This window comes from Polynucleobacter sp. UK-FUSCHL-C3, from assembly GCF_040409815.1.
Lineage (GTDB): Bacteria > Pseudomonadota > Gammaproteobacteria > Burkholderiales > Burkholderiaceae > Polynucleobacter.
In genome coordinates this window covers 1,515,530-1,527,629 of record NZ_CP099959.1, presented here as the reverse complement: position 1 = coordinate 1,527,629, position 12,100 = coordinate 1,515,530, and the positions used below count along the sequence as shown (strand labels likewise).

At 48.3% G+C, this 12,100-nt stretch carries 13 protein-coding genes; 8 read left to right on the top strand and 5 right to left on the bottom strand.

What is annotated here, in order from left to right:
* Positions 1-40: 40 nt before the first annotated feature.
* Together dcd and NKE59_RS07750 are read left to right on the top strand one after the other, a co-directional pair.
* Entirely contained in the window at positions 41-607 is a 567-nt protein-coding gene (dcd, locus tag NKE59_RS07755; RefSeq protein WP_353438408.1) for a dCTP deaminase, read from the top strand.
* 5 nt (positions 608-612) lie between these two features.
* Positions 613-2,865, top strand: a complete 2,253-nt coding sequence (locus tag NKE59_RS07750) for an arginine/lysine/ornithine decarboxylase (RefSeq protein ID WP_353438407.1) — start codon at positions 613-615, stop codon at positions 2,863-2,865.
* 14 nt (positions 2,866-2,879) lie between these two features.
* Here NKE59_RS07750 and argH read toward each other — a convergent pair whose 3' ends face one another.
* Positions 2,880-4,304, bottom strand: coding sequence for an argininosuccinate lyase (gene argH, locus NKE59_RS07745; protein WP_353438406.1), 1,425 nt, complete (start codon positions 4,302-4,304; stop codon positions 2,880-2,882).
* Between the two features lie 54 nt (positions 4,305-4,358).
* Here argH and hemC point away from each other — a divergent pair, with 54 nt between their 5' ends.
* A complete protein-coding gene (hemC, locus tag NKE59_RS07740) occupies positions 4,359-5,288 on the top strand; it encodes a hydroxymethylbilane synthase (RefSeq protein ID WP_353438405.1) in 930 nt (309 codons plus the stop codon).
* 8 nt (positions 5,289-5,296) lie between these two features.
* Positions 5,297-6,133, top strand: coding sequence for a uroporphyrinogen-III synthase (locus NKE59_RS07735; RefSeq protein ID WP_353438404.1), 837 nt, complete (start codon positions 5,297-5,299; stop codon positions 6,131-6,133).
* Here NKE59_RS07735 and NKE59_RS07730 read toward each other — a convergent pair.
* Together NKE59_RS07730 and NKE59_RS07725 are read right to left on the bottom strand one after the other, a co-directional pair.
* Entirely contained in the window at positions 6,057-6,650 is a 594-nt protein-coding gene (locus NKE59_RS07730) for a chorismate lyase (protein ID WP_353438403.1), read from the bottom strand. The genes NKE59_RS07735 and NKE59_RS07730 overlap by 77 nt on opposite strands.
* 13 nt (positions 6,651-6,663) lie before the next feature.
* The gene (locus tag NKE59_RS07725; RefSeq protein WP_353438402.1) at positions 6,664-8,004 is read right to left on the bottom strand and encodes a DEAD/DEAH box helicase; all 1,341 of its coding nucleotides are present in this window, start codon (positions 8,002-8,004) and stop codon (positions 6,664-6,666) included.
* A 189-nt stretch (positions 8,005-8,193) separates the two neighbouring features.
* Between NKE59_RS07725 and leuE the strand changes: the two genes are divergently transcribed.
* Complete coding sequence (gene leuE, locus NKE59_RS07720) at positions 8,194-8,874, top strand: leucine efflux protein LeuE (protein ID WP_353438401.1); 681 nt, start codon at positions 8,194-8,196, stop codon at positions 8,872-8,874.
* A gap of 15 nt (positions 8,875-8,889) precedes the next feature.
* The gene (gene msrA / locus NKE59_RS07715; protein ID WP_353438400.1) at positions 8,890-9,429 is read left to right on the top strand and encodes a peptide-methionine (S)-S-oxide reductase MsrA; all 540 of its coding nucleotides are present in this window, start codon (positions 8,890-8,892) and stop codon (positions 9,427-9,429) included.
* 17 nt (positions 9,430-9,446) lie between these two features.
* Here the strand turns inward: msrA and pdxH are convergent, their stop codons facing one another.
* The gene (pdxH, locus tag NKE59_RS07710; RefSeq protein WP_353438399.1) at positions 9,447-10,094 is read right to left on the bottom strand and encodes a pyridoxamine 5'-phosphate oxidase; all 648 of its coding nucleotides are present in this window, start codon (positions 10,092-10,094) and stop codon (positions 9,447-9,449) included.
* A gap of 22 nt (positions 10,095-10,116) precedes the next feature.
* Between pdxH and NKE59_RS07705 the strand changes: the two genes are divergently transcribed.
* Positions 10,117-10,881, top strand: a complete 765-nt coding sequence (locus tag NKE59_RS07705; protein WP_353438398.1) for a tRNA threonylcarbamoyladenosine dehydratase — start codon at positions 10,117-10,119, stop codon at positions 10,879-10,881.
* Positions 10,882-11,075: 194 nt separating this feature from the next.
* The gene (locus NKE59_RS07700; protein ID WP_353438397.1) at positions 11,076-11,222 is read left to right on the top strand and encodes a hypothetical protein; all 147 of its coding nucleotides are present in this window, start codon (positions 11,076-11,078) and stop codon (positions 11,220-11,222) included.
* A gap of 251 nt (positions 11,223-11,473) precedes the next feature.
* Here the strand turns inward: NKE59_RS07700 and NKE59_RS07695 are convergent, their stop codons facing one another.
* Positions 11,474-12,079 carry a DUF3501 family protein gene (locus NKE59_RS07695; RefSeq protein WP_353438396.1) on the bottom strand — a complete coding sequence of 202 codons (606 nt, stop codon included), beginning with the start codon at positions 12,077-12,079 and terminating at the stop codon, positions 11,474-11,476.
* Positions 12,080-12,100 lie beyond the last annotated feature (21 nt).

Sequence of the window (12,100 nt, the reverse complement as noted above, 5' to 3'; positions counted from 1 at the left end):
GCTTCTGCCCAGTTGGGCATGAAAGTCTTACAATCCCGCCATGACTATTAAATCTGATCACTGGATACGGCGGATGGCAGAGGAAGGGATGATTAGCCCCTTCGAGCCTGGCCAGATCCGCACTAATGACGCCGGCCAAAAAATTGTGAGTTATGGCACCTCCAGCTATGGCTATGACATTCGCTGTGCCGACGAGTTCAAGATCTTTACGAACATCAACAGCACCATTGTTGATCCTAAGCAGTTTGATGAAAAATCGTTTGTGGATTTCAAGGGTGATGTCTGTATCATCCCGCCCAACTCCTTTGCATTGGCGCGGACAGTGGAGTATTTCAAGATCCCGCGAAGTGTCTTAACTATCTGTGTGGGTAAAAGCACCTATGCACGTTGCGGCATTATCGTGAACGTCACACCATTTGAGCCAGAGTGGGAGGGGTATGTCACCCTCGAGTTCTCAAACACGACCCCATTGCCTGCCAAAATTTATGCAGGCGAAGGGTGCGCTCAAGTACTTTTCTTCGAGAGCGATGAAGTGTGTGGCACCTCCTATAAAGACCGCGGCGGCAAATACCAAGGTCAGCACGGCGTTACCCTACCAAAGACCTAGTCATCATGAAATTTCGTTTTCCGATCATCATCATTGATGAAGACTTCCGTTCTGAAAATATTTCAGGTTCAGGCATTCGCGATTTAGCACTTGCCATTGAGGGGGAGGGGATTGAGGTGATTGGCCTCACCAGTTATGGTGATCTCACCTCGTTTGCACAACAGGCCTCACGTGCATCATGCTTTATTTTGTCGATTGATGATGAAGAGTTTGATGCAGCAATTGATGCAGACGAAAGTGATCTTCCTGCGATCAGCAATCTACGATCCTTTGTGGTCGAGGTACGAAAGCGTAATGAAGATATTCCGATCTTCTTGTACGGCGAGACCCGGACCTCACGCCACATTCCTAACGATATCTTGCGCGAGTTACATGGCTTCATTCATATGAACGAAGATACTCCTGAGTTCGTAGCGCGCCATATTATTCGTGAGGCGAAGGTGTATTTAGATTCTTTAGCCCCTCCATTCTTTCGAGCGCTCACACACTATGCCTCAGAGGGCTCTTATTCTTGGCATTGCCCGGGACACTCGGGTGGAGTTGCTTTTCTAAAGAGTCCTGTTGGCCGGATGTTCCATCAGTTCTTTGGGGAGAACATGTTACGCGCCGATGTTTGTAATGCGGTGGAAGAGCTTGGCCAGTTACTAGACCATACAGGCCCCGTGGTGGCGAGCGAGCGCAATGCCGCCCGAATCTTTAGTGCAGACCATTTGTTCTTTGTCACCAATGGCACATCAACCTCTAACAAAATTGTCTGGCATTCGACCGTTGCCCCAGGCGACGTGGTCTTGGTAGACCGCAATTGCCATAAATCAGTGATTCATTCAATCATGATGATGGGCGCTATACCAGTGTTTCTAATGCCAACCCGGAATCATTTGGGCATTATTGGTCCCATTCCCAAAGAGGAGTTTGAGTGGGCCAACATCAAGAAGAAGATTGATGCCAACCCCTTTATTAAAGATAAGAATGTCGTACCCCGTGTATTAACCATTACACAGAGTACCTATGATGGCATTTTGTATAACGTCGAGATGATCAAGTCGATGCTCGATGGCAAGGTAGACAGCTTGCATTTTGATGAAGCGTGGTTACCACACGCTGCCTTTCATCCCTTCTATCAAGATATGCACGCTTTCGGGCAAAACCGTAAGCGCACTAAGAAGAGCATGATGTTCTCGACCCAATCAACTCATAAATTATTAGCGGGCCTCTCACAAGCCTCGCAGGTTTTAGTGCAGGATGCTGAAGAACGTAAGCTTGACCGCGATTGCTTTAATGAGGCTTATTTGATGCACACCTCAACAAGCCCACAGTACGCCATTATTGCTTCCTGTGATGTCTCGGCTGCCATGATGGATTCACCAGGCGGCACCACCTTGGTGGAAGAGTCGATTGCGGAAGCATTGGATTTTCGTAGAGCAATGCGCAAGGTGGATGATGAGCTTGGCGCTGACTGGTGGTTTAAGGTCTGGGGCCCCGATCATTTAGCGGATGAGGGTATTGGCACGCGTGAAGATTGGATCTTAGAACCCAAGGCCTATTGGCATGATTTTGGTAATCTGGCCAAGGGCTTTAATATGCTCGATCCGATTAAAGCTTCGATCGTTACTCCTGGCCTGGATATCGAAGGTAATTTTGCAGAGATTGGGATACCGGCGAGCATTGTTACCAAATATCTTGCTGAGCACGGCGTGATCGTGGAGAAGACCGGCTTATATTCGTTCTTCATTATGTTCACCATTGGCATTACAAAAGGGCGCTGGAACACCTTGGTGACCGAACTCCAGCAATTTAAGGATCACTTTGATAAGAACCAGCCCTTATGGAAGGTCTTGCCCGAGTTTGTTGCAAAACATCCACGTTACGAACGAGTAGGCCTGCAAGAGATCTCCGCACAGATTCATTCTTTTTATAAGAGCCGTGATGTAGCGCGCATGACCACGGAGATGTATTTATCCAATATGGAACCCGCCATGATTCCGGCTGATGCATGGAGCAAGATGGCTCATAAAGACATTGATCGAGTGCCCATTGATGAGTTAGAAGGCCGAGTTACCGCAATGCTGGTAACTCCTTATCCGCCCGGCATTCCACTCCTAATCCCTGGGGAGCGTTTTAATAAATCAATCGTTGATTACTTGCGATTTGCCCGTGACTTTAATCAACAGTTCCCTGGATTTGAGACCGATATTCATGGGCTCGTGAAGAACGCTGAGGGCGATAACGGCTACTACGTAGACTGCGTTCGCACCTAGGGTTGATACCCCAATTATTTTTTTAGCGAAGTGCGAGCGCGCTTAATCGCAGCTAGCACCTGCTTTGGCGCAGTCCCGCCGATGTGATTGCGGGAGTGTACTGACCCCTTGGGGCTTAGTAAGGTGAATACATCTTTATCAATTGAGTTTGATTTAGGATTTAGGCCACAAGCTTTAATGAGATCCGCTAGGCTTAGATCGCTCAAAGCACAATTCTTTTTGACGCATAACTTGACCGCATGCGCTACAGATTCATGGGCATCCCGAAATGGCATACCTTTTTTCACCAAGTAATCTGCGAGATCCGTTGCTGTCGCAAAACCCTCCTCGGCAGCGCTAAGCATTATTTCTTGGTTTACAGAGATTTGAGGCACCATATCGGCAAAGATTTGCAAGGTTTGCGCTATCGTGTCCACTGCATCAAATAAAGGCTCTTTATCTTCTTGATTGTCTTTGTTATACGCTAAAGGCTGACCCTTCATTAAGGTGAGTAACGCTATCAGATCACCATTGACCCGACCTGTTTTACCGCGAGCCAGTTCGGGAACATCAGGATTCTTCTTTTGCGGCATGATGGAGCTACCCGTACAAAAACGATCTGGCAGATCAATAAAGCCAAAGCGGGGACTAAGCCACAAAATGAGTTCTTCAGATAGGCGTGATACGTGCATCATGAACATTGCAGCCGCTGCACAAAACTCGATTGCAAAATCACGGTCAGAGACTGCATCAAGGGAGTTCTGGCAGACACCTTCAAAACCAAGCGTTTTGGCAACCCGCTCCCGATCAATCGGATAGCTAGTGCCTGCTAGGGCCGCCGCACCCAAAGGCAGTTGATTGACGCGCCGACGGCAATCTGTCAGACGTTGCGCATCGCGGGTAAACATTTCGTAATAGGCCATTAGATGATGGCCAAACGTAACCGGTTGCGCCACTTGTAAATGGGTATGGCCCGGCATGATGGTGGCCGCATGCTTTTCTGCTTGATCGAGCAAAGCAGTACGTAAGCGCTTGAGATCTACCAGAATCTGATCTATCTCAGTACGAAGCCATAATCGAATATCGGTTGCCACTTGATCATTGCGTGAGCGACCAGTATGTAAACGCTTGCCAGCATCACCAATGAGTTTGGTAAGACGAGCCTCAATATTGAGATGGACATCCTCCAAGGCTAATTGCCAATCAAACTTACCCGCAAGAATCTCCTTCTCAATTTGTGCCATCCCTTTTTGAATAGCTAGAAAGTCAGATTTAGAGATAATTTTTTGAGCGGCCAGCATCTCGGCATGGGCCAGTGAGCCTGCGATATCTACTAAGGCTAGACGTTGATCGAAGTGCAGGGATGAGGTATAGGCTTGCACGAGGGCGGCGACCGGTTCTGCAAAGCGGCCAGACCACGCTTTGGACTTATTGGCTAAAGAATTTTTAGGTGAGCTCATAAACACAGTATATTGTGTGCAGTAATGATTCATTTTAATTCTTAAGTCGTCCTTATGAGCCCAAAGCGTTTAATAATTGCCTCCCGAGAGAGCCGGCTTGCAATGTGGCAAGCTGAACACGTCCAAGATTGCCTGCGCAAGCTATATCCAGACTGCGATGTCCGTATCTTAGGAATGACCACCAAGGGGGATCAAATCCTAGATCGAGCCCTTTCCAAAGTCGGGGGGAAGGGTCTCTTTGTGAAAGAGCTAGAGACCGCCCTAGAGGATGGCCGAGCTGACCTAGCAGTCCATTCCCTCAAAGATGTTCCCATGGTGATGCCGCCCGGCTTTGATTTGTCCTGTGTAATGGTGCGCGAGGATGCTCGGGATGCTTTGGTATCCAATAACTACGCTAGTCTAGCGGAGTTACCACCAGGGTCGGTGGTTGGAACATCCAGTTTGCGGCGCGAAGCGATTATTCGGAGCAATTACCCCCAACTCAAGGTAGAACCATTGCGGGGCAATTTAGATACGCGCATGGCAAAACTCGATCGTGGCGAGTACCAAGCCATTATTTTGGCAGCCGCTGGCTTAAAGCGCTTAGGTATGAGTGCTCGTATCAAAGCATTATTACCTTTTGATCCCCACACCCCCGCCGCAGGGCAGGGCGCCTTAGGCATTGAGACCTTAAGCGCTCACCCTGAGGTGAAAGCGTGGTTAGCGCCTTTAAATGATTTACCAACCGCTTTAGCTGTAACAGCTGAACGCGCGGTTTCCCGCAAACTTGGCGGCTCGTGTGAGGTGCCATTGGCTGCCCATGCCCAGTGGAAATCTGCCAACGAGATGAGCTTACGTTCCTATGTTGCTAGTACGGATGGGAGTCAGATTTGTTTAGCAACTGGCGAGCGAACGATTGCCTCCTATGACGAGGCCGAGGCTTTTGGACTCGCGATTGCCGATGATCTATTGGCTAAAGGTGCTGCCGCCTTATTACCGCAATAGGATTTGGGATGGCTAGCGATCCAGCCATTATTGTTACTCGACCCAGTGGTCAAGCGAGACGATTAATCGAGTTAATCCGGGGCGGTGCTCAGACTCAAGCAATTGCAGTAAATGTGCTTGGCCTGCCCCTGCTCACCATTGTTCCTAAAAATGATTCTGGGACTGTTACTGCAATATCAAAGGCACTTAGAAACGCCAAACTTATCATCTTTGTAAGCCCTAATGCCATAGAGTGCACCATGCGCTCCATTACGGATGCGGGAATGGTCTGGGGCGATCTGGTCAATACGCAAACACGGGTCGGGGTCGTTGGAAGCAGTAGCCGTGATGCGCTATTGCGACATGGGGTTGAGGCTGGTGCGATTGTGATGCCGGCCAACGCCAGTCAATCGGATTCAGAGGGCTTATGGAGAGCCCTCCAAAACCATATTCAGGATTGGCAGGCGTATTCAGTAGTGATACTGAAAGGCGAGGGTGGGCGTGAGTCCTTATTGGATCATTTGCAAGCCGCTGGTGCCGCAGTAGAGGCCTTATCGATCTATACCCGTATCCCTTTAGATTCTTCGAGTAATCAGTGGCAAGCAGTTCAGGGACTCGATGCAAATACAAGTCTCTGGTTGTTAACTTCATCGGAGGCAGTGCGTCATCTTGGAACCATTCTTCCATCTTTTGCAGAGAGTCATGCTCTTTGCTCTCATCCTAATATTGCAAAGGTTGCTAAGGAGATTGGCTTTACTGAGGTAGCAGTGTGTGATCCAGGTGATGAGTCTATTGCCCAAGCTGCTTTAGTTTGGCTTGGAGAGCAGGTAAAAAAATCTCCATTACCAAAAGCGGGTGGCCATTGAGCTGATAAAGGGTGCGGCGAGCCCATACCCGTTTGGGTAAATCTTTAAAGCGTCTCTGGCATGCTTTCCATTCAGGATGATGATGATCTAAGCGAACAATCTCGCGTACTGGACGAAAACGACCGCGTAAATCCTTTGCAAATAAAACTGCACCCAGAGGTTTATGCCCTAGCTTAAGAATGCGATGGTTGGTACCAATCGAGCTGCTAATTGGTAATACGCTTCTGGCCACAATGATGGGCTCACCTTGATCACATAAAACAACCTCCCGAATACGAGAGCGAGATAGGGGGCGCCTAAAGAATGACTTCTCGGAGGAGACTAGATTTTGTCTACAGTCTGCCAGAATGCGGAGTTCCAAATGTTCGTCTTGCTTGTAACGAAGTGTGGATTCTAATTTGCGGGTAAGAGAGCCCGTGTCACTCAGCCAGTCTTGTAAGAATAATGGTGCACCCAAGGGTGCACCATTTTCAAGGACCTGCCAGCACGATGGAGAGCGAGACTTCCGCTGCAACATAGAAGGCTAAGAGTTAGTGTTTGCTATTAGCGTTCTGAAACGAACCCGAACGTGAACCCGAACGGGGGCTAAAGCGCGCATTGGAACCACCCGGACGACCTTGACCTGCAAATTTAGGCTTGCCGCGTTTTGCACCGGCACCAGGGCGATGGTTTGGCTTATTAAAGCTCGGTTTATTTTGAGGCTCTAAACCAGCGATCTCAGCAGCGGCCATAGGCTGTTGCGTAAAGCGTTCAATCGCCTTGATCTTAACTCTATCGCGATGCTCTGCAAGCGTAATGGCAATACCATTTCGTCCAGCGCGGCCGGTACGACCAATGCGGTGGGTATAGTCTTCGGGTTTCATGGGTAAGCCAAAATTAATGACGTGACTAATGCGGGGTACATCAATACCGCGTGCTGCCACATCGGTAGCGACCAAGATTCGAGTCTGTCCTTTACGTAAAGAATCAAGACGACGATTGCGAACTGCTTGAGGCATTGCACCATGCAAGGCGCTGGCTTGATAGCCATTGGCACGCAAGCTATCAGCAATCTTTTCACTCTCGATTTGGGTGCTAGCAAACACAACCGCTTGATCAAGATCGGGATCCGACAAGAGATGCTCTAACAAGCGATGCTTATGCGCCATATTGTCAGCCCAATGCAGTTTCTGGGAGATATTGGCATGCGCTTCACCAGCATGTGCAAGCTCAATGCGACCTGCATCTTTGGTGAGATTAGAAGCCAAACTCATAATGCGTGGGGCAAAGGTAGCTGAGAACATCAAGGTTTGTGTACGTTGTTTGCAACGCTCATCAATTGCCTCAAGATCTTCAGCAAAGCCAAGGTCTAGCATGCGATCGGCTTCGTCAACAACGAGGCATTCCACTTGGTCTAAACGAATGGCTCGAGTATTAAAGAGATCCAATAAGCGGCCTGGTGTGGCAACCACTAAGCTAGCTCCTTTGATTGCCTGGATTTGTTTGCCATATGGCATACCGCCCATGATGGTTGCAATGCGCAGACCTTTGATGCCACGAGCCAGATTAATAGCATCGGCTGATACCTGTTGGGCTAGTTCGCGGGTTGGGCAGAGCACTAAAATTTTGGGCTGTGCACGTCCTGGAACGGGACTGCCATTTGGGTTGGCAATAAACAGTTTATTGAGTAATGGAAGAAGAAAGGCAGCGGTTTTGCCGCTTCCGGTTTGGCTGCTAACGAGCCAGTCACCACCGGCCAAGGTCGCAGGAATAACCTGAGCTTGGACAGGGGTCGCTTGGGTATAACCTAGGGCTTCGATGTTTTTAAGGATCGGACTTGCGAGGTTAAAAGACTCAAAAGATGAGTTAGGTACTACAGCAGAATTTGACATGCAATTACACATCCCCATCGGGGATGTCTCCGGTTGTGCGCCAGGGTAAAAAGGCGCGATGGTCTAGGGCATCGACCATCAGACAAGCGGCAGCGGGGTAAAAAACCAATCGCTGAAAAATGTAAATTGCTGGGGGCGATGTTTCAAAAAGCTCTCCATTATGACATGGTTCCTGTTTATGATCTAGTCATGGATTATTGGATCAACTGGGAGCAGCTGGGAATTGTGCATTTGCCCAGCTTTATTTTGGGCACAATCGCCATTGTTTTGCTTCCTGGGCCTAACTCCTTATATGTTTTGACCACAGCCTCCCAGTCCGGCTGGCGCCCTGGAGTTTGGGCGTCTTTGGGTATCGTGGCGGGCGATTCGGTGTTGATCTTGGCCGTGGTATTAGGCGCTGCATCGCTGTTACACAGTTCGCCGACCTTATTTATGGTTCTGCGCTTAGTGGGCGCAGTTTACTTGCTATGGATTGGTTGGGGTTTAATCCAAATTGCATGGCAACGCTATTGGGGAAGAGAGCAAATTAAGGCCACATCCATGGGTGGTCGTTTATTGCAGATGCACCCTTTTATTGCGGCTTTGGGTTTATCTCTAACCAATCCGAAGGCTATCTTCTTCTTCATTTCTTTCTTCACCCAATTTGTAGACCCAGAATTTCCTAACCCAGCGATCAGTTTTCTGTTCTTAGCGATCATCTTGCAAGTTATTAGCATTACGTATTTAACTAGCCTGATTTTGGCTGGACAAGGTTTGGTGGGGATCTTTAGGCGTCACCCTCGATGGACCGCAACATTGTGGTTTGTTGTTGGTCTACTTTTCTGTGCTTTTGCAGTACGCTTAGTATTGAGTGATCAAGTTGTATTCTAGATAAGGAATTGCGTTATGTCAGATGGAGTTCAGCAGGCTATATTAGGTGGAGGCTGTTTTTGGTGTCTTGAGGCTGTCTATCAGCAGGTCAAGGGTGTTGAGAGGGTTGTTTCAGGATATGCGGGAGGACATGTGCCCAATCCTGACTACGAAACTGTTTGCACAGAGACTACCGGCCACGCTGAAGTAGTGCAGTTGCAGTTTGATCCCCGCATCGTAAGTTACCGGCAGATCCTAGAAATCTTTTTTGTGATTCATGATCCAACGACTCTGAACTATCAGGGGAACGATGTTGGTGCTCGCTATCGCTCCGTTATCTTCACCCTTGATGATGAGCAAATGCATGTTGCGAAAGAGCTAGTTTCTGAACTAAGCCAGGGCAAACACTTTAGCCGTCCGCTTGTGACCGAGATAAAGGCTGCCCCGACCTTTTATCCAGCAGAAGACTATCACCAGAACTATTTTCAGACCCACCCCTTCCAAGGCTACTGCATGGCAGTAGTAGGACCTAAGGTCAGTAAATTTAAGAAAACATTCCAAATGCTAATTCGATAAAAACGCTTAGGATTTGTTTAAGGCGCTAATCGAGCAATTTGCCAACCCGAACCATCGCGGGCATAGAGAATGCGATCGTGTAAACGCGATGGACGGCCTTGCCAAAACTCGATACTGCTGGGCTTGAGACGATAGCCACCCCAATGAGGTGGGCGTTTTGGGTTGTCACCAAATTGTTTCTGAAAGCGTAATTCTTCCTGTTCTAAAAAGGCACGACTCTCAATCACTTTGCTTTGGGGTGATGCCCAAGCCCCAATGCGAGACGCAGGCGGACGTTGGAGATAGTATTCATCGCTCTCGGTAGAGCTTAGTTTTGTAACATCCCCATTGATCCGCACCTGACGCTCTAGTTCATGCCAATGAAAGAGCAAGGAAGCCTGGGGGCGCTCAGCCAATTCCTTACCCTTTTGACTTTCATAGTTAGTGAAGAAACAAAAATCTCCTTGGCTTAAGCCTTTTAAAAGGACTACCCGAGCGGATGGCGTGCCGGTTGCATTGGCAGTTGCTAGAACCATGGCATTGGGTTCAGGGCACTCCGCACGAGTTGCTTGGGCAAACCAGGTCTCAAATAAGGCAATTGGATCTTTAGGCACATCCTCTTCAGATAACTGCCCTAGGGTATAGTTTTTGCGCAAAGCGGCTAGGGATTGAGAAGTTTCATTCATGGATTGAGTATAAAGAGAGCTTATGGTGAACGAAAGAGTAAATCAGAACAAGGAGGCAGAGATGCCCGAGCGTCGGTTTGCGGGGGTGGCCAGGCTTTATGGTGAAGACGCTTACCGAAAGTTTACGCAAGCTACTGCAGTGGTGATTGGTCTTGGGGGGGTTGGTTCCTGGGCGGCAGAAGCCTTAGCTCGCTCAGCGATTGGGCACTTGGTGTTGATTGATCTTGATCACATTGCGCCAAGCAATATCAATCGACAGTTGCATGCCATGGAAGGAGAGTTTGGCAAGGCAAAAGTAGATGCCATGGCTGAGCGGATCCGCAAAATTAATCCAGCTATTCGGCTAACGACACATGATGTTTTTCTGGCAGAGGGCAATGTGGCGGAGTTGATTCCAGAGGGCTCTTATGTAGTAGATGCCTGCGATGATGTTCCTGCAAAGGTCGCCTTAGCCCACTATTGCAGATCATTGCAAATTGGCTTGGTGATGTGCGGTGGCGCGGGAGGCAAGGTCAACCCCAGCTTCGTCAGCGCAGCCGATTTAGCTAAAACGGTTCAAGACCCATTTCTGGCAAAAATAAGGGCAGACTTACGTAAAAACCATTCATATAGTAGGGACTTAAAGCAGCCGATGGGTATTCGGGCGGTTTACTCCCATGAGCCAAGGCTGGGCGCGGGCAATGGGGGCTTGGCCTGCTCTGGCTATGGCTCTGCGGTGAGTGTAACGGCAACATTTGGCTTTGTTGCGGCTGCTGAACTCCTCGCCCTTATAGCCAATGGCTCTTAAGCAAGATTTTGCTAAACTCCTGTTTTACTTGGAAATATATTTCAAGTAATAAATCTGTCAACGGTTCTCTTTCGAGAGGCGTTGAGGGAATAAGCTTTAGTAAGAGCCATTTGTAGCTACACTGGTTTGAACTAAGGTGGTTGTAAAGAAATCCGTAGGAGACTACGTTTATTAATTTAATTTTGGAGTTTTACATGAAAAAGATCGTCGCTATGTTAGTTGCTGGTTTGTTCTCTGCTGGTGTTTTCGCTCAAGGTTCCGCTCCAGCTAAGAAAGAAGAGCCAAAGAAGGATGCTAAGCCAGCTGCTGCTGCTCCTGCTGCTAAAGACCCTAAGAAGTAATTCTTCTTGTCTGAGAAAACCCCAGCTTGCTGGGGTTTTTTTTCGTCCGCAATTTTCAAAACATACTAGGGCTATCCCTGTAAGAACTTTCTGTAATCAAAAAATTTCTCATGCTTCATTAGCTCTTGATAGCAATGTTGCTTGATTAGAACAATTTGAGTGTCCTTAAGGGGCATCTCACTTCTGCCCCACCTGAGAAGGCGTAGAAGTTAAATTACATCGCTGCCGATGGGGCGATCAGCGGCTTGTATTTAACTGAGGTCTGTAACTAAAGAGGCCAGTGTTTCATGAGGGAGGGTTTCGACATGCATGGGGTAGCCCTTGTGGTCGCAACCCACCATCATCTGCGCACCTGCTTTCAAAGCCTCTTTCATGGCGACTGAAACAGGTATCCGTAAGAAGTGAACCGCTGAAGTTTTCTCAGACGTAGTTCTTTCTAAATCTTCATCCGCTAGTACATACACCCTAGGCTGACCTTCGACCTCAATAAAGATGCGATCCTCAACCCCAACCAGTTTGCTCAGAGCAATCTTGCGGTCTGCCTCGTTGGGGTATTCAATCATCATCGTGACTTTGAAATCAGAGCCACCCGGTACCATGGGGTTATAAGCGTCAAGTTCATCTTGAATACCTTCTTCTTCAAAGGTTTTCTCGACTCGCAGCATTTCTTGGATTTGATAACGCATCAAGAACTCATTCTCAAAAATGAGAGTGAGGTGCTCGCCTAAGTGCACGGTACGTAATTTGCGCTCTGCAATTGCCCGTTGCCGCATTTCAGGGCGAGCCTTGTGATAAGCCTCAAGACTTAGTAAGCTGTCGATCGTAATTTTTCCCATACCTATTGATCCTGTATTCATCCTGTTTTCAAATTGAAGCGA